The organism is Dyella japonica A8, from assembly GCF_000725385.1.
Taxonomy (GTDB): Bacteria; Pseudomonadota; Gammaproteobacteria; order Xanthomonadales; family Rhodanobacteraceae; genus Dyella; species Dyella japonica_C.
In genome coordinates this window covers 2128527-2153771 of sequence record NZ_CP008884.1, presented here as the reverse complement: position 1 = coordinate 2153771, position 25245 = coordinate 2128527, and the positions used below count along the sequence as shown (strand labels likewise).

The window sequence follows — 25245 nt, the reverse complement described above, 5'->3', positions numbered from 1 at the left end:
GTACCGCTGATGTTCGTTCCCGGTCAACGTTGGATCTCCACCGCCGAGCCTGAGCTTGGCCTTGGCACCGTGCTGCGCGTCGAGGGACGCGGTGTGCAGGTGCTGTTCGCCAAGGCGGGCGTGCTGCGCCCCTACGCGATCGACTCGGCGCCGCTGGTGCGCGCGGAGTTCCGCCCCGGCCAGCGCGTGGCGGGCAAGGGCATCGCCTTCCTGGTCGAGCGGGTGGAAGTGCGCGAGGACCTGCTCGTCTATCGCGGTGAGGGCCGCGAGCTCGAGGAAGGCCAGCTCGACGACGAGCAGAGCGTGAGCCAGGCCGACGACCGCCTGATCGGTGGCCGCACCGACCCCGTCTCCCACTTCGAACTGCGCCTGGAAGGCCTCAAGCGCCGCGCCGACGCGCGCCGGTCGCCGGCCTGGGGCCTGGGTGCCTCGCGCATCGGCCTGGTGCCGCACCAGCTGCGCGTAGCCGGCATCGCCGCGTCGCGCCGCCCTCCCCGCGTGCTGCTGGCCGACGAAGTGGGCCTGGGCAAGACCATCGAAGCGGGCATGATCATTGCCCGCCAGCTCGCCACCGGCCGCGCCGGCCGCGTGCTGTTGCTGCTGCCCGACACGCTGGTCTACCAATGGTTCGTGGAGCTGCTGCGCCGCTTCAACCTCAGCTTCGCCATCTACGACGAAGAACGCTGCGAGGCGCTGGAACAGGCTGGCGACGGCGCGAACCCCTTCGAGGATGAACAGCTCGTCATCGCCGACTTCACCTTTCTGGAGCAGTCGCCCAAGCGCGCGCAGCAGTTGCTCGACGCCCACTGGGACCTGCTGGTGGTGGACGAAGCCCATCACCTGGCCTGGACGCCGGAGGCGGCCAGCCCGCGCTACACCCTGGTGGACCAGCTCGCCGCCGCCACGCCGGGCGTGATCTTGCTCACCGCCACGCCGGAACAGCTGGGCCGCAGCGGCCATTTCGCGCGCCTTCGCCTGCTTGATCCACAGCGTTATCACGATCTGGACGTCTATCTGTCCGAGTCCGACCGGTTCCACAACCTGTCGAAGGTCGCGGACCGCCTGCTGGAAAACCAGGCGCTCGACGATGCCCAGCTCGCCACGCTGCGCGATGCCTTCGCCGGCGACGACGCCCTGCTCGGCCGCCTGACCGACACGGCCAAGGCAGAGAACGCGCGCGAGATCCTGGCCGCGCTGATCGACCGCCACGGCACCGGCCGCGCCATGTTCCGCAACCGGCGCGCCAGCATCGGTGGCTTCCCGAAGCGCGTCCCCGAGTGGCACCTGATCGACAAGGACGCTTTGAGCGAGGATGGCCGCCAGGCCTTGCTTGCCGAGTTCCATGCCGACATCCAGCAGCCGCCGCCGGCCATCGAGGTGGATTACACCAGCGATCCGCGCATCGACACGCTGGTCGCCCTGCTCGAGGCGCATCCGCAGGACAAGTTCCTGCTGATCTGCCGCAGCCAGGCCAAGGTGCTCGCGCTGGAAGAAGCCCTGCGTACCCGCAGCGGCGTGGGCGTCGCCCGGTTCCACGAGGGTCTGGGCATCGTGCAGCGCGACCGCAACGCGGCGTATTTCGCGCAGCCCGATGGCGCGCGCCTGCTGCTGTGCTCGGAGATCGGCTCGGAAGGTCGCAACTTCCAGTTCGCCCATCGCCTGGTGCTGTGGGATCTGCCGCTGGACCCGGACCTGCTGGAGCAGCGCATCGGTCGCCTCGACCGCATTGGCCAGAAGCACGACATCAGCATCCACATCCTCGCCGTCGCCGACAGCGCGCAGCATGTGCTGGCTCGCTGGTACGACGAAGGCATCGATGCGTTCCGCATCAGCCCGGCCGACGGCCGCGAACTGCTGCGCCGCTTCGGCGACGCGTTGGCACGCCTCGCCGACGAACATGCGCGCGGCGACGACAACCGCGACCAGGAGCTGGATGTGCTGCTCGCCGAAACGCGCGGCGCCCACGAGGAAATGGCCGCACTGATCCGCGACGGCCGCGACCACCTGCTCGAACTCGCCGCCAGCCGCGACCTGCATGCCGACGAGCTGCAGCAGGCCTTCACCCGCGAGGACCACGACCCGAGCCGCGACGCTTTTATCCAGGGCCTGCTCGAGCGCTTCGGCATCCATGCCGAGGAACTGGGCGGCAAGGTGCTGCTGCTCGATCCGCAGTACCTCTCTACCGATGCGCTGCCCGGTTTCGCCGAAGGCCCGCAGGCCGTCACCTTTGCTCGCGAGGTCGCACTGGCTCGCGAAGAGCTGCCGCTGCTGCGGCTGGATCACCCGATGGTGATGGGCGCGCTGGACCTTACGCTGTCCAACGAACAGGGCAACGCCGCCTTCCTCGTGGACGACGCCCTGCCCCCGCGCAGCGCGCTGCTGCAATCGGTGTTCCTGGTCGAATGCGTGGCCGACCGCAAGCTGGACGCCGAGCGCTTCCTGCCGCCGCAGCCCATCGTGGTCACCATCGACACCCGCCTCGCCGAACGCGCGGACTTCCGTCCCAGCGACATCGCCTTGCGCAAGGCCGCCGACCGCACCATCGAGGTGGCGCGCTACCGCAAGTTCCTCGGCAAGCTGGTGCCGCCCATGCTGGAGAAGGCGGAAGCCATCGCCAGCGAGCGCGCCAAGGTGAACATCGACGACGCCGTCGCCCAGGCCACCGAGGTGCTCGACGCGGAGCTGTCCCGCCTGCTCGCCCTGCGCGCGGTGAACCCGGCGATCAGCGAGGCGGAAATCGCCGCCGTGGCAGACGAACGCACCGCGATGCTGAAGGCCCTGCCGGAAGCGCGCCTGCGCCTGGATGCCGTACGCTTCGTGGTGAGCCCGGACTTCCTGGCGCTTCGTTAAGCGCGCCCGGATACGACGATCCATGGAACGGACGCCCGAGATGCCGGAAATCACTAAAGAGACGTTGCGCTGCGATTGCGGCGCCATCGTCATGAAGGTATCCGGTGAACCGGTGGCTCGCGCCGTTTGCCATTGCAACGCCTGCCGTGATCTTTACGGTTCGAGCCTGCTGATGGCCACGGCGTGGATGCCCGAACAGGTCGAACACCACGGCGACAGCGCGGCGTTGCTCGACTATGCGCACCCGGTGCGCGACATGCACCGCTATAGCTGCCGCCGTTGCGGCGAGCTGGTCCATGGCCGGAACCGGCTGGGCATGATCGTGATTCCGAATGCCCGGTTCGCGCGACACCATGACGGCTGGCTGCCCGAGCGCCTCATGCCGACCATGCACCTGTTCTACGCATCGCGCGTCTTCGACGTCGTCGACGACCTTCCCAAGTACCTGGAAGGCTGGGACGGCCCGCTTTACACGTAAGCGTCGACTCGCGACATGCCCATAGGCTATGCCGCATCACCCAAAGCGAAATCCACCGCGGCCGCCGCGTGCAATGCCGCTGTATCGAACAAGAGCACGGGGCTGTCCTCCTGTCGCAACAGCAACCCGATTTCCGTGCAGCCGAGGATGACACCCTGCGCCCCATCCGCATGCGCCTTCGCCACGATGCCTCGATAGATCACCTGTGACGCATCGCTGATCACACCCGTACAGAGCTCGTCGTAGATGATGCGATGCACCTCTGCTCGATCCTGCTCGCTGGGTAGCAAGCAGTGCACGCCATATTTGGCAAGCAAACGCGATCGGTAGAAGCCTTCATTCATGGTGAACGCCGTACCCAGCAGGAGCACGTTGTTCATGTCTCGACGCCGAATGGCTTCACCGGTCGGATCAGCGATATGAATGAACGGCAGGCGGGTAGCGTGCATCACCGCATCGGCTACTTTATGCATGGTGTTCGTCGCCAGAACGATGCACTCGGCGCCGCCTGCTTCCAGCCTTCGGGCGGACGCGGCAAGCGCCTGGGCAGCAGTATCCCAGTCACCGTCGCGCTGCCACTGGGCTACCTGGCTGAAATCCAGGTTATCGAGCAACAGCCGTGCGGAATGCAACGGACCACGGCGGTCCCTGACTGCACGGTTGATCCATTGGTAGTAAAGCGCGCTGGATTCCCAGCTCATGCCGCCAATGATGCCAATGGTGCGCATGGAAAACTCCGGTATGCCACAGACTCAACAGCTCTACCGGAGTCTAACGGCTTCGCGGCCAACCATTGTCTTTCATTTCTGTAGGGCCAACATTACGCGGCTTCGGCAGCCACCGACTCGCGTTGCACCATGCGACCGCGCACGCCGCACAACTTGTACGCGACGCTAAGCAGCGCAATCCACGCCACGCCCACGTAAAGCGCTACGCGCGTTTCCGGGTTCACACCCAGCATCACCACCACGAAGGCGAAGAAGGCCAGGCAGAGGATGCCGGTGAACGGCCACCAACGCAGGCGGAATCCGCTGGGGGATTCGCCCTGCGCACGCAGGTGGCGGCGGAAGCTGTAGTGCGCGAGCAGCACCATCGTCCACGTCCAGACAGTGTTGAACGAGAGGATGGACATCATCATGCCGAACACCTTGGCCGGCAGCAGGTAGTTCAGCAGCACGGCCAGCAACAGCACCGCCAGGGTCGACAGGATGGCGCGCACCGGCACGCCCTGTCCGTTCACCCTGCCCAGCGCTGCCGGCGCCTGCCCCTTGCAGGCCAGGCTGTAGAGCATGCGGCTGCCGCTGAAGGTGGTGCTGTTGAAACCCGACAACGCCGCCGTGATCACCACGAAGTTGATCAGGCCCGCCGCCTGCGGAATGCCCAGCTTGGCGAAGGTGGTGACGAACGGGCTGCCGTGCTCGCCCAGACCCGTCCACGGGTAGATCGCCATGATCACGAACAGCGCACCCACGTAGAAGATCAGGATGCGCCACAGCACCGAGTTCACCGCGCGCGGAATGGTGCGCTCCGGCTGGGCCGCCTCGCCTGCCGCGATACCTACGGTTTCCACGCCACCGAAGGAGAACACCACCACCGGCAAGGCCATGACCATGCCGAGCAGGCCATGCGGGAACCAACCGCCGTGCGACCACAGGTTCGACAGCCCCGTCGGCTGGCCGCCGTTGCCCCAGCCCAGGAAGATGATGGCCAGGCCGCCGGCGATCATCGCCAGCACCGTGACCACCTTGATCAGGGTGAACCAGAATTCCATCTCGCCGTAGATCTTCACGGTGAGCAGGTTCAGCCCACCGATCATCACCACGCTGGCCAGCACCCAGATCCAGCGCGGCCAGTCGGGAAACCACGCCTGCATGTAGGCACCCACGGCGGTGGCTTCGGCCATGCCCACGCCCACCATCAGCAGCCAGTAGTTCCAGCCGGTGGCGTAACCCGCGAACGAGCCGAGATAGCGCTGCGCGTAGACGGCAAAGGAACCGGGCACCGGGTCGCGCACGGTCATCTCGCCCAATGCACGCATGATGATGAAGATCATCACGCCGCCGACCATGTAGGCGAACAGCACGGACGGACCGGCCAGCTTGATCGCATCGGCCGAGCCCAGGAACAGGCCCGCGCCGATGGCCATGCCAAGCGCCATGAAGGTGATATGGCGCGGCGTGAGGCGGCGCTGGAGATGCTGGGTCATCGGAACTGCCGGAAAACGTGGAATGGGACGATCAGCGCCACAGGCGGCGCTGCGGCTTGATGGGCAGCTTGCCCCGCCAGTACTGGATCAGGACGAAACCGCCGAGCATGCCGCCCAGGTGCGCGAAGTGGGCGATGCCCGCCTGCGTGCCCGTCACGCCCATGTAGAGCTCGGCCAGCGCGTACAGCGTGACGAACAACCAGGCCGAGATGGGAATGGGCAGGAAGATCAGCATCATCTTCTCGTGCGGGAACAACATGCCGAAGGCCAGCAGGATGCCGAAAATGGCGCCGGAGGCACCCAGCGTCGGGTAGAACCCGCCGGTGAACCAGTTCACCACCACCAGTTGGGCCAGCGCGGCGACGAGCAGGCACACGAAGTAATAGATGACGAAGTTGCGCGTACCGAACACGCGCTCGATCTGCCCGCCGAACATGAACAGCGCCAGCATGTTGGAGAACAGGTGCAGGACGCTGCCGTGCATGAAGGCATAAGTCACCAGCTGCCACGGGCGGAAGCCCACCGACACCAGGCCGTGGGCGCCCTGCGCCACCTGGTCCGGCCCCCAGGGCCACAGCGCGAAATAGGTCAGCAGGGTTTCGCCCATGATCTGCTGCAGCAGGAACACCGCCACATTGGCGATCAACAGGTTGCGCGTGATGGGCGGAAGATCGAACGGCATGTCGGAAGGCATTCCTCAAGGCGAATCCCGCCAAGCGTAACCGTACCGGCCCGGCGCCGCCACGCCCGCCCAGGCGGCCTGTCCAGCCTCCCTGGCACAGGGTGCGACAATTCGCCACACCCACCCCTGCCTGTCAGCTCAGACCTACAGCCGCAAGGGATTTCGTCCCAGGCCGCAAGGTTTACGCGACAGAAAACCCCGGCTGCCGGCGGGCGTATGTTGACACCGTGAAAACTTGATGCGCAAATAGACGTCCATACCGCCATTTAGTTCATCGCGGTTTCTCCTCCAAGGATACGTTGCATCGTGAACACCCGGCGTTTCTGCATGGCCATCGACACCGCACACCGCCTCGCGGCGATGTGTTGCGGCTGTTGATCGCAACTCCCGCAGATACCCCGCGCGGCCACTCGCCGCTTCCGCAAGACCTTCGTCTTCCCGGTGATTCACATGCTTCACGCCAACTTCCCTGCCTCGACCACGATTCGCGCCGCATCGCACGGCGCCGCGTGCTGTTGTCGCCGTCGAATGTGTCGCATCGGCTGATCTACCAGCTCTGAGCGTCCCCACGCTCGCCCTTTGGCCGTCCCCACGGCAATTCCCCTGACAGCTCCCCCGCTGTTTACACCCACATGCCCTTACCCTGGCCGAGAGCCGGGACGGGCGTGCGCATAAGGACTACGTACTGCCATGTTCAAGCCAGGTTTGCTCCCCCTTGCCATTGCCGCGGCACTGGCGATTCCCACCCTGCACGCCGAAGACGCCACGGACGGCAACAAGCCGACCCAGCTCGAAGCGGTAACGGTGACCGGCTCCAACATCAAGACCACCGACATCGAAGGCCCGAGCCCGGTGCAGGTGATTACGGCGGACCAGATCAAGGTCAGCGGCAAGACCACGCTGCCTGATTTCCTCCGCGCCATCTCGGCCAATACCGGTAACAGCGTCAACGAACAGCTCACTGGCAGCTTCTCGGCGGGCACCGCCGGCATGTCGCTGCGCGGACTCGGCCAGAAGAACACGTTGATCCTGGTCGACGGCAAGCGCGTGGCGAACTACGCCACGGCGTATGAACTGCAGGACACCTTCGTCGACCTCAACTCGCTGCCGCTTGCCGCGGTGGAACGCATCGAAGTGCTCAAGGACGGTGCCTCGGCGGTGTATGGCTCCGATGCCATCGCCGGCGTGGTCAACATCATCCTGAAGCAGAACTACCAGGGCGCCGAAGCGGGCGCGAGCTTTGGCGGCAGCACCGAAGGCACCGGGCAGACGCAGAACGACTTCCACTTGCTGCTCGGCAAGGGTGACGTGAAGAAGGACGGCTACAACGTGTTCTTCGCGCTCGATGGCACGCGTAGCAATCAGCTCAACGCGAGCGACGTCAGCTGGCTGCGCAACGAGGATTTCCGCAACAAGCCCGGCGGCCAACTCAACTGGGTGCCCACCAACTACTACAACAACGACCCCACGCAGGGCTTCGCCAATGCCGTCGGGCCGGTGCAGAAGGTGCCCTATGGTGCCATCACGCCAGGCAAGACCGGCGAAGTGTGGGCCTACAACCCGGCGCAGTACGATTCGGTGATACCGGGCGTCGAGCGTTACCACGCGGTGTTGCGCGCCACGGTGAAACTCACCGACAACATCGAAGGCTATGGCGAGGCGATCTACAGCCGCAGCCATGCGTCCTTCATCTTCGGTCCGCCACTGGCCATCGGTAGCGGTTTGCGCGCGTGGGACAACACCGATCAGCGACTGGTGAACATCAACACCACGCTGCCGGTGGGCAACCCCGCCAATCCATATGACGTGCCGACACCGGTGAACACCAACCTGTGGGATGTCGGCCAACGCAACAAGCGTGACCGCACGATCTTCACGCGCTTCCTGCTGGGCGTGAAAGGCCACACCGGCGCCTGGGACTGGGATGCCTCCGCACAGCATTCGGAGAGCAGCCTGAAGGAATACGTGACAGACTTCGGCAACCGCTACGCGTTCCAGTCGCTGCTGGCCAGTGGCGGCTATAACTTCGCCAGCAACGACAACCCAGCGTCCGCCGTGGATGCGCTGCGCCTGTCCACCATCCGGCCGGCGGTGTCGCGGCTCACCACGATCGACGCCACGGCGAGCACGCAGTTGTTCGACCTGCCGGCCGGTGCCGTGGGTTTCGCGACGGGTTACCAGTTCCGCCACGAGGCCATGAACTCACGCACATCGCAGGCGGTGCTGTCGGGCTCGGAGCTGCGCCCCGCGATCGACATCATCCAGGGCTCGCGTGACGTCAACGCCGCCTACGCGGAATTCAACATCCCGGTGCTCAGCACGCTGGAAGCCAACGTCGCGGGACGGCTGGACCACTACAGCGACTTCGGCAATGCCTTCGCGCCCAAGTTCAGTCTGCGCTACCAGCCGCTGGACTGGCTGCTGCTGCGCGGCTCGTACTCACGCGGTTTCCGCGCACCGTCCCTGCCCGAGATCACCAACAGCACGGCGGTGAGTTACAGCACGGTGGTCGATCCGTACGATCCCGTCACCCCCGGCCAGCGCCGTGGCTATACGGACGTCTTTACGGCGAACCCGCACCTTCGCCCCGAGCGCTCCACCAACTACAACGCGGGCTTCGTCGTGTCGCCCACCAGCAGCACGAGCTTTGGCCTGGACTACTACCACATCGTGCAGAACGGCATCATCGGCCCCGACAACGACGCCGCGCTGGTGCAGCGCAAGGATCCCCGCGTGCAGCGCGATGCGCAGGGCCGCATCATCACCATCTACAACCAGTACCAGAACCAGCAGAGCCTGACGACGGACGGCGTGGACATCGATTTCCACCAGGCGTTGCACACGCAGGGCTGGGGCGATTTCTCGCTCGACAGTTCCATCACGCGGCTGCTCAAGTTCAGTCAGCCGCTGGTGGCGGGCGACGCTCCGGTGAATGGCGCAGGCACGAACATCTTCGGTTCGCTGCCGAAGTGGCGCGGCACGACGGGACTCACCTGGGGCATCGGCGATGTATCCAGCACGCTGACCTGGTACTACGTGGGCGGCTACAAGCAGAACCCGGAGAACCTGCTGACGCCCGCGTATCCCACCTGGGTGAAGAACTGGAGTACGTTCGACCTGTCCGTGGCTTACACGGGGTTTGCGAAGACGACGATTACGCTGGCGGTGCAGAACCTGCAGAACAAGCGTCCGCCGTGGGATCCGTCGACGCCCTACTTCGACATCACGCAGGCGGATCCGCGAGGACGTTTCGTCACGCTGGGCTTCAACTACAAGTTCTGACCCCCCGCGCCCTTCATCCATCCGTATTTTTTTGCGACCAAGGGGTGCCGGAAGACATGTCTTCCGGCACCCATCACTGGCGTCGTGGACGCGCTAGAGTGGGCTACCGTGTTGCCCGTCTCTTTCTATGCGTCACCTGTGGTCCCTTATCGTGCTGAGCCTCGCGCTATGCGCCTGCCAGCATCATCAGACGAACAACGGCAACGATGGCGATGCGAGTGCGGCCTTGCCGTCGTACGACAGCTTCTCGCCCGGCATCGTGGTGGACGACGTCGCGCAACACGTGAAGGTGCTTTCCTCCGACGCACTGCTTGGCCGCACTGTCGGTGGCGCGCCGGAACAACGCACCGTCGACTACATCATCCAGCAGTACAAGCGGATCGGCCTTGAACCCGGCAACAACGGCCGTTGGCTCCAGGCCGTGCCATACGTGGCCGCAACACTGCAGCACGCGGACACGACAACGCTCGATGTCCACGGCAGGAACGGCGCGACCACGCTCGCGTTCGGGCAGGACATGGTGGTCGGCACGCTGGGCGAGCAGACCCATAGCGTGCTGGAAGCATCACCGCTGGTCTTCGTCGGCTATGGCATCCACGCCCCCGGCGAGCACTGGAACGATTACGCCGGCGCCAGCCTCAAGGGCAAGACGGTCATCATCCTGGTGAACGATCCGGGCTGGGCCAGCCAGGACCCGGCGCTGTTCCATGGCCGCGAATACACCTACTTTGGCCGCTGGAACTACAAGTTCGAGGAAGCCGCCCGCGAAGGTGCCACCGCCGCCTTCATCGTGCATGACACCGACGCCGCCGGTTACCCGTGGGATTCGGTGCGCCAGAGCTGGAGCATCGCGCGATTCGATCTGCCTGCGGACGTAGGCGCCACGCCACGATTGCCCGTGGCCGGATGGCTGACCACCGACGCTGCCCGCCGGCTCTTCGCGCAGGCCGGCGCCGACTTCGACGCACTCAAACGGCAGGCCGGCCAGCGCGGCTTCACCGCCGTGCCGCTGGAGGCGTCGCTGGACACACACTTCGACAGCAGCATTGCGCATGGCGAGTCGAACAACGTCGTCGGAAAGGTGACCGGAAGCCGTCGCCCCGACGAAACCATCGTGTACTCCGCGCACTGGGACCACGTTGCGGCCGCGGGCGAACCGCCGCATGGCACGGTCGACAACGCAACCGGCGTGGCCGGCCTGCTGGAAATCGCCGAGGCATTCGCGCACCGCGCGCCCAAGCCGCATCGCTCGGTCCTCTTCATCGCCACCACCCTGGACGAAAGCGGACTGATCGGCTCGCGCTACTACGTGCAGCACCCGCTGGTGCCACTGGCCCATACCGTCGCCGACATTAATCTGGACATGCTGCCGGTGGACGGCCCCGCCAGTGCACTGGCGGTCATCGGTTTCGGCCAGTCGCAGCTGGACGACTACCTGGTGGACGCCGCCCATGCGCAACGCCGGCGCGTCACTCCCGACCTGGCCCCGGAGAAGGGCTTCTTCTTCCGCTCCGACCAGCTGAGCTTCGCCCGTGCCGGCGTGCCGGTGCTCTATGCGCGCTCGGCGGCAACCCTGCCCGACGCGGCGCCCAGTGCCGGTGACACGGTGGGCTCACACGACGCCTTTGATCCGCACTGGAATCTCAGCGGTACCGTGGAAGACGTCCGCGCGCTGTTCATGGTCGGCAGCCGGCTGTCGATGGAAGACACCTTCCCGCAATGGAAGCCGGGCAGCGATTACCGCCGCCCGGAAAGCATGCAGGGATTGTGATGGCCGCGCCTCAGGCGATGATCGAAGCGGGCTGCAGGATCTCGATCCAGTAATCGTCCGGATCGCGAATAAAGGCGATGTGCTTCATCCTTCCATCGGTCAGGCGCTTCTGGAACGTCACGCCCATCGCCTCGAAACGGGCGCAGGCTTCTTCCACGTCGGGCACGGACACGCACAGATGGCCGAACCCACGCGGCTCGGCATTGCCGTGGTGATAACGGAATGACTCGTCATGCTCGGTGCCGTGGTTGTGCGTCAGCTCCAGCACGCCCGGCTGGCCGAGCACCCACTGCAGGCGGGCGGCATCATCCTCCGGAATGATCGCGCGATCGGCCACCAGCACCAGGTACACGATGGTGAAGGCAGCGTCCGGGAAGTCCTGGCGATGCACCGGCGTGAAGCCCAGCATGCGGGTATAGAAATCCAGCGAACGAGCCAGGTCCTTCACGCGGATCATGGTGTGGTTGAAGACATAACCACGGGTGGCGGCTTCGGGCGTGTTGACGCCCGGCATGTCCAGAAGATGGGAAAGCGACATCAAGACAGCTCCATGAAAACGATTTCTCAACATGGGGTTCCTGGCCAGCCAGGCAAGCCTTCCATTGGAATAACGAATCCGGCCCTAGAATGTCGCCATGAACGCTGCGCCACGCCACGTCCTGCTTGCCGGTGCCACCGGGCTGACCGGGCAGAAGCTGCTCGGGCTACTGCTCGCGGACGATGGCGTCGCGCATGTGCTTGCCCCTACACGCCGCCCGCTGCCGGCGCACCCCAAGCTTGAAAATCCGGTGGGCATGGTCAGCCACCTGGTCGCGCAGTTGCACGGGCGGGTCGACACCGTGTTCTGCTGCCTTGGCACCACCATCCGGCAGGCCGGCTCGCGCGAAGCCTTCCGCATGGTGGACTACGACCTGCCGGTGTCGCTGGGCCGGCATGCCCGCGCCCTGGGCGCCACCCACTACCTGGTGATCAGTGCGCTCGGCGCCGATCCCTCCTCGCGCCTGTTCTACAACCGCACCAAGGGCGAGCTGGAACTGGCACTGCAGAAGCAGGACTGGCCGCGGCTCTCCATCGTGCGGCCCTCACTGCTGCTGGGCGCCCGCCACAAGCCACGCATGGGCGAGGTGCTGGCGGCACCGTTCTCGCGCATCCTGCCGGGCCGCTGGCGCGGCATCGAGGCCGGCACCGTGGCGCGGGCCATGTGGCGGCTGGCCGAGGCACCCGGGAGCGGCCTGCGCATCGTGGAGTCGGACGAGCTCCAGCAGCTGGGCGACTGAGCAACGCACTCACGCAAGGCATAAAAAAAGGCCGCCCCAGGGGCGGCCTTTGACTGACGGTAACGTTCCAAATCAGCTGCGCGCGAGCGCGCCCGGGCGCTTGGCGCCGGCAAAACGCTGGGCCCAGTAGGACTCGTCCAGGCTGTCCACGCGCACGGTCTTGCCGTGCGAGGGCGAATGAATGAACTGGCCGTTGGCGATATAGATGCCCACGTGCGAAATACGGCCCTGGCCGCGCTTGCCTGCGGTGCGGAAGAACACCAGGTCGCCCGGCTTCATGTCGCCGCGGTTGACCTTCAGGCCCGCCAGGAACTGCGAGGCGGAGTTGGTCGGCAGCTCGAGGCCGACGGCATGGGCGAACACGTAGCGAACGAAGCCGCTGCAATCGAAACCGGTGGAAGGATCGCGCCCGCCGCGCACGTAACGGATGTCACGCAGCTGCATGGCCAGGCCGATCAGGGTCTTGCGAAGGTCGGAGGTGTCGTTGGCAAGCGACGCGACCGCGCCCTTGTCGACGCCGGCGTCCGGCATGCCGCTGTCCATGTCGTCGTCATCGCTCCAGCCGGCGGACTTGCTGGCGGGAGTCTTGGCGGCGGGGGCGGCGGACTGGGCGAGCATCGCTGCCGGCGAGAACACGGCCAGCTGGCCCATGAGGTTCGGTGCGGCAGCGGAGGATGACGGCGACGTGGCGGCCAGCGGTTCAGCGAAGAGCGGAAGGGACGTGAGCAGTGCACCAGCAAGCGCAGCAGCGGCGAAAATTCGCTTCGTTGGCATGTGGGACAAATCCCTTTGCAGTTCGTTAGTTACACCGCCGCTACGCGGACGGACCGTGATGGAGCCGTGAACTTAGCAAAGGGATATAGATCGTTTGTTCGGATGGGGTTAACTGAACTCCGTCGTTTCGAAACTTGGCACAGCCTATGCATTAGGCCTAAGTGACTGATTTACCGCCGAAACATGTGTCAAATTGGTTACATATTGATCAATTAGTGAACTAATTATTCAATTCGGTGTCGTATGTTTGAGACGTGTCTCACACCAAAAATCGCCGTTCCGACCCGGATTTCGGTCGCCCCTTCGGCGATGGCCAGGGGGAAATCGCCGCTCATGCCCATGGAAAGCCGCGGCAGGTCGTGGCCCCTCGCCTGCTCCGCATCGCGCAACTGGCGCAACTGACGGAAGCAGGCGCGCACCGCCGCCGGATCGTCCGACTGCACGGCCAGGGTCATGAGCCCCCGCACCCGCAGGCGGTTATACCCACGCAGGGTGTCCAGCAAGGCAGGCAACTGTCCGGGGGCCAGGCCATGCTTACTCTCTTCCGGCGAGGTCTTTACCTCGATCAGCACGTCGATGGCGCGGTCCTCGATCTCCAGCCGCCGCTGCAGGACCTCGGCCAGCTCCAGCCGGTCGAGCGACTGCACCTCGCTGACCAGCCGCGCGACGTCCTTGGCCTTGTTGGTCTGCAGGTGGCCGATGACCACCCACTCGAGGGGCTCGCCCGCCAGGGCCTCGGCCTTGCTGCGCACCTCCTGCACCTTGTTCTCGCCGAAGCGATGCAGGCCAAGCGCCATGGCGGCGCGCACCGCCTCGGGCCCGAAGGTCTTGCTGACAGGCAGGATGGATACCTCGGCCGGATCGCGACCGGCGTCGCGGCACGCGGCATCCACGCGGCCGCGCACGGCCGCCCAGTTCTCGGCGAGATAGGAAAACTCGTTGGAAGAATCGGTCATCACTGGCTACCCCTGCCATGCCGCGCACAGGCATCAGGCCAGTCGATACCGGCGCCCGGCGCGGGCGGAAAACGCATCGCCCCGGCGCTGGGCCGGGGCGACGATCACGATCAGGCCTTGGCGCCCTGTTCGAAGTGGCGAGCCACCACGTCGGCCACCACCATCGACACCTTCTTGCCGGTGGGGATGTGCAGGAACTCATTGGGGCCATGCGCGTTGGAGTGCGGACCCAGCACGCCGGTGATCAGGAACTGGGCCTTGGGGAATTTCTCGCCCAGCATGCCCATGAACGGAATGCTGCCGCCCTCGCCCATGTAGGCCGCCGGCGCGCCGAAGTAGGTTTCCGAAGCCTTGGCCACGGCCTCTTCCAGCCACGGCGACAGCTGCGGCGCGTTCCAGCCGCTGCCGTCCTTCTCCAGCTTGAAGGTGACCTTGGCGCCGTACGGCGGATCCTTTTCCAGCAGTTGCTTGAGGAACTGGCCGGCCTTGGCGCCGTTGAGCGTCGGCGGCACGCGCAGGCTCAGCTTCACCGAGGTCTTGGGGCGCAGCACGTTGCCGGCGCTTTCCAGCGGCGGCATGCCGTCCACGCCGGTCACGGCCAGCTGTGGACGCCAGGTGCGGTTGAGCACCAGCTCGGTCAGGTCTTCGGTGACCGGGTGCATGCCTTCCACGAACGGGAACTTGTCGTACACCGCCGTGCCCAGCACCTGCGCGGACTTCTTCGCCTGCTCGATGCGCTGCGGCGGAATGTCGACGTAGAGCTCCTTCGGCTTGATCGTGCCGGTTTCCTGGTCCTCCAGGCGGCTCAGCAGGTCACGCAGGATGCGGAAGCTGGATGGCACCACGCCCGAGGCGTCGCCCGAGTGCACGCCTTCTTCCAGCACCTGCACGGTGAGTTCGCCACCGGTCATGCCACGCAGCGACGTGGTGAGCCACAGCTGGTCGTAGTTGCCGCAACCGGAGTCCAGGCACACCACCAGCGAGGGATTGCCGATGCGGTCGGCGAGATGGTCGACGTAGTACGGCAGGTCATAGCTGCCGGATTCTTCGCAGGCTTCGATCAGCACCACGCAACGCGCATGCGGCACGCCCTGCTCGTGCAGCGCCAGCAGCGCGGCCAGTGAACCGAAGATGGCGTAACCGTCATCCGCGCCACCGCGGCCATAGAGCTTGTCGCCCTTGATCACCGGGGTCCACGGGCCCAGGCCCTCGGCCCAGCCCGTCATTTCCGGCTGCTTGTCCAGATGCCCGTAAAGCACCACGGTGTCGTCGCCCGTGCCGGGCACTTCGATATAGATGAGCGGCGTGCGGCCTTCCAGGCGCACCACTTCGAGCCTGGAACCCGGCAGCGAGGACAGCTTGCTGCGCGCCCAGGTCTCCATCAGCTTGACGGCGGCATCCATGTAGCCGTGCTCCACCCACTTGGGATCGAACATCGGCGACTTGTTCGGGATACGGATGTACTCGACCAGCTGCGGCACGATCTCGTCATCCCACAGTCCGCTGATGAAACGGTTGAGGCGAGCGGTATCCATGGGCGACTCCTGCAGCGTGGGGAAAGACGACCATTGTATCAGCCCCTGCGAGAGCTCCCGGCCGCCAGCCCACGCACAGACGCGCACAAATCCTCCCTGTGGTTTCCCTCTTGCCGACAGTCAAGTCGTGGTGGGCGCGGCACAGTCGCCTGGCGGCCGAGAGGAGGCCGCGTCTAACCGAGGGAGGTTCACCATGATCAAGCAGATCGCAGCCGCGCTGCTGGCATTCGCCCTGGCCTTGCCGGCTTTTGCCGCCACGCCCGTCAACGTCAACAAGGCCGATGCCGCCACGTTGGCCAGTTCACTGGATGGCATCGGCCCGAGCAAGGCCGCCGCCATCGTCGCGTACCGCGATGAGCACGGCCCGTTCAAGAGCGCCGACGACCTGACGCACGTCAAGGGCATTGGCCCGGCCACGCTCGAGCGCAACCGCAGCGCCATCCTGCTGGGCGACGCCGACGCCCCGGCCAAACCGGCCGCCAGCGCGCCCGCACCCGCCAAGCCGGCACCCAAGGCAGCCAAGCCCGCCGAGCAATAACCAAACCCATCAACCACTTGCGTTCAAGAATCAGAGCCGGCGAGGTATGGAATCCCTCGCCGGATGCGCCTACACTCGGCCGCCTTGCCATCGGTTAGGGCTGCCATGATTGTTCCGCGTTATCGCATTGCCGCGTCGAACATTGCTGGTGCGGGTCAGGGGTTGTTCTTACTTGAAGACGTCGCCGCCGGGCAGATCGTGACGGCGCCGGACGCCATTGACCGCACGTATCGCTACGACGAGCTGACCGGCTCGCCGGAGCTTTCGGCCCAGCTTTACGCGAGCGCCCGCTGGTTCGAGGACCGTTACACCGTGTCCCCGGACTGGCCGGACGAGTGCTACATCAACCACAGCTTCGAACCCACGGGGCTGTGGCATCTGGGTTTCGTGTTTGCCGCGCGCGATTTGCCGGCCGGCACGGAAATGACGGTGGATTACCGCCACTTGTTGCCTCCGGGCGAGGAAGAAGCCTTCGTCGACGCTGCCAGCGGGCAGCGCATCGTGGGCCTGCCATGGATCGAAAGCCTTCGGACGAGCACTCACGCTTTGGCGGTCCTGCTCGATGGCACCCGACTTGCTAGCTGAAGATCATGATCGACGTACCTGTCATTGAAACGGCGCGACTGCGCCTTACCGCTCTCGCCGAGCGCCACTTCGACGATTACGCCGCGATGCTGGCCGACCCGGCGAGCACCCGCTGGATCGGCGACGGCCAGCCGCTGGACCGTACCAACGCGTGGCGCTCGCTGGCCATGCTGATCGGCCACTGGCAATTGCGCGGCTACGGCATGTGGGCGCTGGAGCTGAAGGACACCGGCGAATTCATCGGACGCGCCGGCCTCATGTGTCCCGAAGGCTGGCCCGACCTGGAGCTCGGCTGGATGCTCAAGCCCGATTTCCGCCACCACGGCTACGCCACCGAAGCCGGCGGCGCCATCCTGGATTTCGTGTGGCACTCCATGACCGCGCCCCGCGTCATCAGCCTGGTGAAGATCGGCAACGAAGCATCCGACCGCGTCGCCGAACGGCTGGGCGGAGAACACATCGAAGACATGGATTTCTTCGGTGCGCACAACCACGTCTTCGCGTACTACCGCCCCTGCCTCGAAAAGCGCCGCGCCTCGGCATGAGCCAGCTCAGCCGCCTGCCTGCCGAAAGCCTTCTGGGCGCGCACTGCGCCAAGGGCACGGCATTCATCACGACGATCGCCTGCGGGCCGACGGACGATGACTGGCAGTGGCAGATGACGATGATCGGCATGGAGCAGGAGGTCGATTTTCCAGCACACACTGACCTGCGGCGGCAGTTCGTGCCGCTGGACGCCCCGGTGGACATCGCCTTCCCCGACGGTCGTGTGCAACACCTCACCCGCTTCCAGATGACCGAGTTCGACGCAGGCAACCAACCGCGCGCCTGCCTGCCGACCGCACCCACGCGCACCTTCAACCTCAAGCTGCGCGGCGATGCCCAGGGCGAACTCATTGCCCGCCCGCTGAACGGCGCCATGGTGCTGCTCGCGCCCACCGGATGGCGCTGGTTTCTGCTGTTGCTTTCCGGGCGAGCGAAGGTGATCGCCGATCACCGTTCGCAGCAGCTGGAAGCGAACGACATGCTGTGGATCGACCCGATCCCCGGCCACCCCATACGCATCGAGGGCGGCGGCGAGATCGTGCTGGCCCGCCTTCCGGCGGCCTGAGCCGCCGGGTCAGTAGACGTCCCGCCGGTAGCGCCCCTGCTCGCGCAGGCGCTCGACCGCATCGTCGCCCAGTGCTTCGCGCATCACTGCATCAACGCCGGGCGCCATGCCGGCCAGGCTGCCGCACACGTAGATCGCCGCACCCTGGCCCACCCATTGACGCAACACATCGCGGCGCGCGCGCAATCGATCCTGCACGTAGTCGCGCGTGTCGCCCTCACGCGACCAGGCCAGGTCGATCCGTTCGATCCAGCCCTGCTGGTGCCAGTTCATGATCTCGTCGCGATGATAGAAGTCGCGCGTGGATTCACGCTCGCCGAACAGCAGCCAGTGACGCGACCTGCCCGCCTCGATGCGCGCCTTCAGCAAGGCGCGCAAACCAGCCAGTCCGGTACCGTTGCCTATCAGCACCAGCGGCCGCTCATCGGCGGGCATGTGGAACCCGGGGTTCGCGCGGATGCGCAAGGCGATGTCGCCCCCCACTCCGGCGTGTTGCGTGAGCCATCCGGAACCGATGCCCAGCGAACCGTCCGCGCGCTGCATGCGGCGAACGAGCAGGTGCAAGGCCCCATCGGACGGCACCGAGGCAATCGAGTATTCGCGATGCGGTAGCGCCTGCAGTGCGGCGACGATCTGTTGCGGCGTGTCGCCGTGCGCATGCCCGGCCTCTGGCAAATGGCTAGCGGCCAGCCAATCTCCCAACGGTGCACGGCGTCCCCGGTGTTCGACGTTTGCCGTGCCATCGAGCCCTCGCGCGGCCAGCCATGCGTCGATCACGGACGAGGCGTGTCTGGGCCCGATTTCCACCAGATCGCCTGCCTGCCATGTCGACTCGCCGTCGAGCGGGCGCAGCGCAAGATGAAAACAAGGCCCGCCGCTACTGCCGTGGTTGAGCAGCGTGCGTTCCGTCAACTGCCAGCGCTGGTAGTCAGGCGCCTGCCAGTCTGGCCATTCGGCCTCCCCGGAAAGCAACGCCAGGTGATGTTGCCAATGGCGCAACGCAGCGGGGTCGCCATTGTCCACTTCCACGGCATCGAACAACGGCGTCGCGCCACTCTGCTGCAACCATTGCTGCAGGGCGCGGCCGAATCCGCAGAAGTTGTCGTAATCGCTGTCACCCAGGGCGAGCAGGCCATAGTGCAAGGCCGCCAGTGCTTGTGGTGCGCGCATGCATCGGGTGACAAAGCCTGCCGCGCTGTCCGGCGCGTCGCCTTCGCCCGTGGTGCTGACCACGAACAGCACGCGGCGGGCACGGGCGAGTGTGGCCGCATCGATCTGTCCAAGCTCAACCAGCTGCACCGCCACATGAGCCTGCAGGCTCTGCGCGGTTTGCCGCGCCCATTGCCCGGCGGTGCCGGTCTGCGTGGCGAAAACGATCCACACGGGATCCGTCTCCGGCGCATGCGTCGATGACGCCAGCGCGTTTCGCCTGCTCGGCCGTTCCCGGCGATGCCAGCCCATCCAACCCGTGAAACCAACCCATGCCAGCAACACGGCGGATGCCCACCACCAGCGCGACGCGCCCGGCGAGTGCCATTCCCCTTCGCGCGCATGCCATGCCATCAGCCCCAGCACCAGCGCGCCAAGCAAGGAGCACAGCACGACATTGCCCCAGGCAGGACGCGGCGACGCGACAGGCGTGACGTTCATGACGCCAACGCGGCCTCGAACGCAGGTGACAGGCGTTCTTCCAGGCCCTGTGCGCCATGCAGGATGAACATCACGGCCAGCCCCCGCTTACGGGCGCACGCCATGCCCTGCTCGGGACCGAGCACGGTCATCAGCGTTCCCAACGGATCGGCCTGCATCGCCTCGCTGGCCAGCACGCTGACCGAGGCGACAGCGTGCGGCACCGGCCAGCCGGTGCGCGGATCAATGTGATGCGAATAGGTGACGCCCTGGGCGTCAAAACGGCGGCGATAGTCACCGGAGGTGGCAATCGCACGGCCAGACAGGCAAACCACCTGACTCAGCTGATCGATGCGTTGCACCGCACCCGTCGCCGCACCAGGGCGCTCGATGCCGATACGCCAGGGCGATCCATCGGGCTTCCTGCCTTTGCCCTTCAGTTCACCGCCGACTTCCACCAGCCATGATGCGATGCCTGTGTTGTCGAGGTACTGCCCTACCTGATCCACGGCGTAGCCCTTGGCCACCGACGACAGGTCAAGATAAATACCACCGGGCTGGAACAGGCTGTGCGTCGCGGCATCCAGCTTGATGCGCCACCAGCCGATGCGTTCGCGCGCCGCCTCGATCGAATCGCGCGCAGGCGGCTCGCGTCGCGCGGCATCCGGCCCAAACCCCCACAGGTTGACCAGCGGGCCAACCGTGGGGTCGTAGGCGCCATCGCTTTCGCGCGCCACCTGCAACGCATGCCTTGCCACCTCGAAGCACTCGGCAGGAAGCACATGCCAGGTGCCGCCGGGCGCCGCGTTGAAACGCGACAGCGCGGAAGCAGGCTTGTAGGTGCTCATCTGCCCGTCGACCAGATCGAGCACCGCCTGCAAATCGTTCACACGCGACGCCAGCGACAGCGCCGCCGGCACCACCGCACGCACCGACCAGAAGGTGCCCATGGTTTCGCCCTGCACGGACTGCACGACGGGATCACTCATCGACACCACTCCACGCCATCCACCGCATTACTGCGGCAACACTTCCAACGTGGCGGCGTACGAAAGGCGACGCAGCTTGGCCGGCTTGATGCTGGACTTGTCGTCCTGCGTGCTCGCACTCACCCAGTACATGCCGGCGTGCGGCCAGGTGAAGCTGAACTTGCCGTCCTTGTCGGTGGTGGCGTCGATCTCTTCCTGCGCATTGCGATAGCGCGTCTCGCCGGCGATGGCCATGACCTTGAGGCCTGGCGCCGGTTTACCGTCCCGCAGCAACTGGAAGGTGGCGGCCTCGCCCGCAGCAAGGTCGGTGACGCGCGTCACCGGCACCAGCTCCAGGCCCTTGCCGCCGGGCTTGAGCGCGCCATCACTGGGCTTGCCGTTGGTCACGAAGGTTTCCACGCGGTTGATCGACTCGGAAACCTCGACGTTCTTCGCGTGGGCGGGGATCGCCTTGGCAAGCTCGGCCGCGTCGCCGCGCCAGCGCTTCTTCTGGCCATCCGCTTCGTAGCTGGCGAACAGGCCGCCGTTCACCGCGGCGATCTTGTACGTGCCCGGCTGGGTGAGATGCACGTCGAACACGCTGCGGTACTGGCCGGTCACTGCATTCTCGGCTTTGGCCGTCTGGCCATCCGGCGCGGTGATGGCCACGCGGTCCAGCGCCACCGGCATGTGGTCGGGATAAAACAGGTCGTTGGACACGGCCGCATCCACCGTCACCCACGGATCCGCGCCGGACACATTGGTGGCCGAGGGCACCAGCCACATCTTGTGGGCCTGCGCGCCCATCGGCAGCGCCAACGCCAGGGCCAGCACGCCCCACTTCCACGAGTGCTTCATCATGATGTCGTTCTCCTTCGGTTACGGGGCGAGGTCGAGCTTGACGGCGCCCAGCTCGCTGCTGCCCTGCGCGGTGACTTGCTGCGGTGCGTTCGCCGGCCAGGTGAACGGCACGCGCACCACTTCGCGCCCACCGACTTCGCGTGCGGCCTCCACCACCAATTCGTACTTGCCCGGCGCGAGTTGTCCCAACGGCGCCTTGCCTTCGTGGAAGCTCAGCTTCTGGTCGCCGGCCGGACGCGTTGCGCCGGATACGCCATCCACCGGCAGCTCCAGCTCGCGGCCACCGCGACGCCACCACTGGCGCAACTCGGGCAGCCACTTGGTGCCGGCGCCCTCCTTCGATTCTTTCTGCGCATACCAGACGGCCAGTTGCGTCGCGACGGAATGATCCTCGCGCTCCACCCACACCGCCGCATAGGGGCGGTGATATTCCGCCACGTTGAGCTGGGGAATCTGCACGGTGACGTTGAGGTCAGCCGCGACGGCCGGTGCCGTCAGCAGGATCGCGGGAAGAGTCAGGGAGAGACGACGCATGGTTATTCCTTGGCAAGGGCAAGAAGTGAGTAAGGAGAAGTGGGAAAACAGAGAAAAGCACGACTCATACTTCTCACTCTTCTTCACTCATTTCCCGCTTCAATGGATAAAGATCAACGCGAGCACGAGCGGCAGCACCAGCCCGAACACCACCAGCGGCCAGGTCGCGCCGCGCTGCGCGGCGTGCATCTTCAGCAGCAGCAGGCCGGTGACCGAGAAGATCACACAGGCCAAGGCGAAGACATCAATGAACCAGCCCCACGCAGGTCCGGCATGGCGCCCCTTGTGCAGGTCGTTGAGATAGGCGATGACGCCGCGCGAGCTGCGCTCGGCTTCCACCTTGCCCGTCTCGCGATCGATGCTTACCCACGCATCGCCGCCGGGGCGCGGCATGGCGATGTAGATTTCGTCGGATGACCAGTCGCCAGCGCGCCCCGCGACGTCCACGTCGAGTGCGCCCGCGATCCAGTCCGCCACCGCGGCAGGCAGCGCCACGCCCTTGCGTTCGACGTCACCTGCGACGGCCTTGAGCAGCGGCGCTGGCAACTGGGCGCTGCGATGCACGGTGGTCGTTTGCGCCTCGATCTGCCCGGCGTGGTTGAGCGTGAAGCCCGTGATGGCAAACAACAGCATGCCGACCAGGCACAGCGCGGAGCTGATCCAGTGCCATTGATGGAGCTGCTTGAGCCAGAACGCGCGGCCCGATCCCATCTTGCCGTTGTGCGACCGTGCCGCCGATTCCATGCCTGCCTTTCAGACCCCGTTGATGGTCTAGCGCATCAACGCCATATCACGGGCAAGCCATGCAACCGACACGCCCGCCCGCTGTCTCAACCTCCACCAGAGCGCTAAGCTGCCCGCTTGGGCGGCCTGTTCCTGGCACCGACGCGGGATCTTGCCACAAATGAGAATCACTCGCAATTCAATCACCATGGATGACGCGCTTCCCCAAGCGCCGATTTACCGCCCCTTCTGGAAACCGATATGCGCATCCTGATTGCCGAGGACGACCCCTCTATTGCCGCCGGTGTGAGCGCCTCGCTGCGCCAGGGCGGCCATGCGGTGGACGCCGTCACCGACGGCGCCAAGGCCGACGCGGCACTCCGTGACACGCCGTACGACCTGCTTATCCTTGACCTGGGCCTGCCCAACCTCGACGGCGCCGATGTACTGCAGCGTCTGCGCAAGCGCGGCACCGGCCTGCCCGTGCTGGTGATTACCGCGCGCGAAGGCCTGCGCGAGCGCGTACGCGTGCTCGACCTCGGCGCCGACGACTACCTGGTGAAGCCCTTCGCGCTGGCCGAGTTCGAGGCGCGCGTGCGTGCCCTGCTGCGCCGTTACACCTCACAGGGCGCACCGGAACTCACCATCGGCCGGCTTCGCCTGGATCTGCCCGGCCACCGCGCATGGATCGACGACAAGCCGCTCGAACTCACCGCCCGCGAGTTCGGCTTGCTTGAAGCGTTGGCCGCGCGCCCCGACCGCGTGACCAGCCGCGCGCAACTGGTCGAGGCCCTGTGCAGCTGGGACGAGGAACTCACCGACAACGGCCTGGATATCGCCATCTACCGCCTGCGCCGCAAGCTCGCTGACTCAGGCACGCAGGTGCGCACCATCCGCGGCCTTGGCTACCTGCTGGAAGAAGTGAAGGAAGGCAAGGAATCCGAAGCATGAGCAACGCGATGCCGAAGCGGGACGATCCATGGCTCTACCGCATGCTTGAGCCCGATGGCCGTCCCAGCCTGCGGCGTCGCCTGCTCTCCTCGCTGCTGGTTCCGCTGATGCTGTTGCTGGTGGTGGAAAGCCTCATCACCTACGGCGGCGCGCTGATCTATTCCAATCACGTGCACGACCGCGACCTGGGCGACGACGCCATGACGCTCGCCCAGATGCTCAGCCAGGAAGACCTGGGCGGGCAGATCTCGCCGCAGGCTCGCTTCCTGCTCGAATACGCGCCGGAAGGGCACAACTACTTCAACGTCAGCAGCCAGAAGCATGGTCTGCTGGCCGGCTCGGCCGAGCTGCAGCCGGCACCGCTGAGCGCCGCGAATTCCGACGGCGAGCCCACGCTCTACAGCACCTCGCTTTACACCCCCAAGCAAAAACGTCGTGAGCTGCGCGCCGCCACGGTACGCATTCCCAACCTGCAGGATCCGAGCGACCAGCTCACGGTCACCATGGCCGAGACCTTGCACGACCGTCACCAGCGTGCACGCGAGATCCTGCTGCTGAGCATCCCGGCGCAAGCCATGCTGATCGCCAGTGTGTTTTTGCTGGTGTTCTACGGGGTACGCGTGGGCCTGCGCCAGCTAGACCCGCTCACCGCGCGCCTGGGCGCACGCGAACACGACCTTGCACCGATCGGCGATGCCGACGTGCCGGTGGAAATCCTGCCGCTCACCCGCACCATCGACGGCCTGTTCGCGCGCCAGCGCGGCATGCTGGCCCTGCAGGATCGCTTCATCGCCGATGCGGCGCACCAGCTGAAGACGCCGCTGGCAGGCCTGCGCGTCCACGTGGAGCGCGCGCAGATCGATCCCAGCAAGGAAACCGTGGCCGACGCCCTGCAACACATCCTGCGGCTCACCCAACGCGCCAGCCGCACGTCCAGCCAGCTGCTCGCGCTGACCCGCGCGCAGTCGCCGGAACTCAGTGAAACCGCGCCGCTGTGCCTGCTCGACCTGGCCCAGCTGATTCCCGAACTGCTGAGCGTGCGCGTGCATGACGCCATCGCGGCGGGCGTGGATCTTGGGTATGAAGGGCCAGCGGGTCCGCTATGGATCGACGGCGACCGCATCTCCCTGCAGGAGATGCTGGACAACCTGATCGACAACAGCATGCGCTACGCCGGCCGCAAGAGCATCGTCACCGTGGGCGTCTCGGTGCAAAGCGAAGGCCCTTGCATCAGCGTGGAAGACAATGGCCCGGGCGTGCCCCCGGCCTTCCTGGAACGCCTTGGCGAACGCTTTTTCCGCGTGCCCGGCATCACCGAGGAAGGCACGGGACTGGGCCTTGCCATCGTGCAGCGCATCGCCGAACGCCACCGCGCCACGGTGCGCTTCCTCAATGGCAGCACCGGCGGCCTGCGCGTGGAAGTGGTGTTTCCGCCGGCGCGTACGTCCAAGACACTGGGCTGATTCCCGCCCCCTTGTGGGAGCGCACCCTGTGCGCGACTGAGCTTCCCAGGTGCGAGGCATCGACGCGGCGC

At 65.9% G+C, this 25245-nt stretch carries 23 protein-coding genes; 11 read left to right on the top strand and 12 right to left on the bottom strand.

What is annotated here, in order from left to right:
• Positions 1-9 precede the first annotated feature (9 nt).
• Both rapA and HY57_RS08830 read left to right on the top strand, forming a co-directional pair.
• Positions 10-2850 (top strand): RNA polymerase-associated protein RapA, encoded by a 2841-nt coding sequence (rapA, locus tag HY57_RS08835; protein WP_019465793.1) that lies wholly within the window; start codon positions 10-12, stop codon positions 2848-2850.
• 22 nt (positions 2851-2872) lie between these two features.
• A complete protein-coding gene (locus HY57_RS08830) occupies positions 2873-3328 on the top strand; it encodes a GFA family protein (protein ID WP_019465792.1) in 456 nt (151 codons plus the stop codon).
• A gap of 26 nt (positions 3329-3354) precedes the next feature.
• On the opposite strand, the gene HY57_RS08825 is transcribed toward HY57_RS08830, so the two are convergent.
• From HY57_RS08825 to HY57_RS08815, 3 genes are all read right to left on the bottom strand, one after another.
• Positions 3355-4056 carry an aspartate/glutamate racemase family protein gene (locus HY57_RS08825; protein ID WP_019465791.1) on the bottom strand — a complete coding sequence of 234 codons (702 nt, stop codon included), beginning with the start codon at positions 4054-4056 and terminating at the stop codon, positions 3355-3357.
• A gap of 92 nt (positions 4057-4148) precedes the next feature.
• The gene (locus tag HY57_RS08820) at positions 4149-5534 is read right to left on the bottom strand and encodes an amino acid permease (RefSeq protein ID WP_019465790.1); all 1386 of its coding nucleotides are present in this window, start codon (positions 5532-5534) and stop codon (positions 4149-4151) included.
• Between the two features lie 31 nt (positions 5535-5565).
• On the bottom strand, positions 5566-6216 hold the full coding sequence (locus HY57_RS08815; RefSeq protein ID WP_019465789.1) for a rhomboid family intramembrane serine protease: 651 nt from the start codon (positions 6214-6216) through the stop codon (positions 5566-5568).
• 690 nt (positions 6217-6906) lie between these two features.
• Here HY57_RS08815 and HY57_RS08810 point away from each other — a divergent pair.
• Together HY57_RS08810 and HY57_RS08805 are read left to right on the top strand one after the other, a co-directional pair.
• Positions 6907-9498 (top strand): TonB-dependent receptor plug domain-containing protein, encoded by a 2592-nt coding sequence (locus tag HY57_RS08810; protein WP_019465788.1) that lies wholly within the window; start codon positions 6907-6909, stop codon positions 9496-9498.
• 127 nt (positions 9499-9625) lie between these two features.
• Positions 9626-11269 carry a M28 family peptidase gene (locus tag HY57_RS08805; protein ID WP_019465787.1) on the top strand — a complete coding sequence of 548 codons (1644 nt, stop codon included), beginning with the start codon at positions 9626-9628 and terminating at the stop codon, positions 11267-11269.
• A gap of 10 nt (positions 11270-11279) precedes the next feature.
• Here the strand turns inward: HY57_RS08805 and gloA are convergent, their stop codons facing one another.
• Positions 11280-11807, bottom strand: coding sequence for a lactoylglutathione lyase (gene gloA / locus HY57_RS08800; protein ID WP_019465786.1), 528 nt, complete (start codon positions 11805-11807; stop codon positions 11280-11282).
• A 97-nt stretch (positions 11808-11904) separates the two neighbouring features.
• On the opposite strand from gloA, the gene HY57_RS08795 reads away from it, so the two are divergent.
• Complete coding sequence (locus HY57_RS08795) at positions 11905-12546, top strand: hypothetical protein (RefSeq protein WP_019465785.1); 642 nt, start codon at positions 11905-11907, stop codon at positions 12544-12546.
• Between the two features lie 72 nt (positions 12547-12618).
• Here HY57_RS08795 and HY57_RS08790 read toward each other — a convergent pair whose 3' ends face one another.
• The 3 genes from HY57_RS08790 to HY57_RS08780 all read right to left on the bottom strand — a co-directional run bounded on the left by HY57_RS08790 (position 12619) and on the right by HY57_RS08780 (position 15811).
• Positions 12619-13320: a C40 family peptidase gene (locus HY57_RS08790; RefSeq protein WP_019465784.1), complete on the bottom strand. Its 702-nt coding sequence runs from the start codon at positions 13318-13320 to the stop codon at positions 12619-12621.
• Positions 13321-13544: 224 nt separating this feature from the next.
• The gene (locus HY57_RS08785) at positions 13545-14276 is read right to left on the bottom strand and encodes a YggS family pyridoxal phosphate-dependent enzyme (RefSeq protein ID WP_019465783.1); all 732 of its coding nucleotides are present in this window, start codon (positions 14274-14276) and stop codon (positions 13545-13547) included.
• Positions 14277-14386: 110 nt separating this feature from the next.
• Positions 14387-15811: a M20 family metallopeptidase gene (locus HY57_RS08780; RefSeq protein ID WP_019465782.1), complete on the bottom strand. Its 1425-nt coding sequence runs from the start codon at positions 15809-15811 to the stop codon at positions 14387-14389.
• A gap of 193 nt (positions 15812-16004) precedes the next feature.
• On the opposite strand from HY57_RS08780, the gene HY57_RS08775 reads away from it, so the two are divergent.
• From HY57_RS08775 to HY57_RS08760, 4 genes are all read left to right on the top strand, one after another.
• Positions 16005-16349, top strand: a complete 345-nt coding sequence (locus HY57_RS08775; protein ID WP_019465781.1) for a ComEA family DNA-binding protein — start codon at positions 16005-16007, stop codon at positions 16347-16349.
• A gap of 105 nt (positions 16350-16454) precedes the next feature.
• On the top strand, positions 16455-16934 hold the full coding sequence (locus HY57_RS08770) for an SET domain-containing protein (RefSeq protein ID WP_019465780.1): 480 nt from the start codon (positions 16455-16457) through the stop codon (positions 16932-16934).
• Positions 16935-16939: 5 nt separating this feature from the next.
• Positions 16940-17479: a GNAT family N-acetyltransferase gene (locus tag HY57_RS08765; RefSeq protein ID WP_019465779.1), complete on the top strand. Its 540-nt coding sequence runs from the start codon at positions 16940-16942 to the stop codon at positions 17477-17479.
• Complete coding sequence (locus tag HY57_RS08760; RefSeq protein ID WP_019465778.1) at positions 17476-18045, top strand: HutD family protein; 570 nt, start codon at positions 17476-17478, stop codon at positions 18043-18045. Before HY57_RS08765 ends, HY57_RS08760 begins: the two co-directional genes overlap by 4 nt.
• Before the next feature lie 9 nt (positions 18046-18054).
• Here HY57_RS08760 and HY57_RS08755 read toward each other — a convergent pair whose 3' ends face one another.
• From HY57_RS08755 to HY57_RS08735, 5 genes are all read right to left on the bottom strand, one after another.
• The gene (locus HY57_RS08755) at positions 18055-19695 is read right to left on the bottom strand and encodes a sulfite reductase subunit alpha (RefSeq protein ID WP_019465777.1); all 1641 of its coding nucleotides are present in this window, start codon (positions 19693-19695) and stop codon (positions 18055-18057) included.
• Positions 19692-20663 (bottom strand): FAD:protein FMN transferase, encoded by a 972-nt coding sequence (locus HY57_RS08750; RefSeq protein WP_019465776.1) that lies wholly within the window; start codon positions 20661-20663, stop codon positions 19692-19694. Before HY57_RS08750 ends, HY57_RS08755 begins: the two co-directional genes overlap by 4 nt.
• Positions 20664-20690: 27 nt before the next feature.
• On the bottom strand, positions 20691-21503 hold the full coding sequence (locus HY57_RS08745; RefSeq protein ID WP_019465775.1) for a DUF4198 domain-containing protein: 813 nt from the start codon (positions 21501-21503) through the stop codon (positions 20691-20693).
• Between the two features lie 18 nt (positions 21504-21521).
• Complete coding sequence (locus HY57_RS08740; RefSeq protein WP_019465774.1) at positions 21522-22037, bottom strand: DUF2271 domain-containing protein; 516 nt, start codon at positions 22035-22037, stop codon at positions 21522-21524.
• Between the two features lie 99 nt (positions 22038-22136).
• Positions 22137-22781 carry a PepSY-associated TM helix domain-containing protein gene (locus tag HY57_RS08735; protein WP_019465773.1) on the bottom strand — a complete coding sequence of 215 codons (645 nt, stop codon included), beginning with the start codon at positions 22779-22781 and terminating at the stop codon, positions 22137-22139.
• A 240-nt stretch (positions 22782-23021) separates the two neighbouring features.
• Here HY57_RS08735 and HY57_RS08730 point away from each other — a divergent pair, with 240 nt between their 5' ends.
• Positions 23022-23711 carry a response regulator gene (locus tag HY57_RS08730; protein ID WP_019465772.1) on the top strand — a complete coding sequence of 230 codons (690 nt, stop codon included), beginning with the start codon at positions 23022-23024 and terminating at the stop codon, positions 23709-23711.
• 41 nt (positions 23712-23752) lie between these two features.
• The gene (locus tag HY57_RS08725) at positions 23753-25174 is read left to right on the top strand and encodes a sensor histidine kinase (RefSeq protein ID WP_026034014.1); all 1422 of its coding nucleotides are present in this window, start codon (positions 23753-23755) and stop codon (positions 25172-25174) included.
• The last annotated feature ends 71 nt before the right edge of the window (positions 25175-25245 follow it).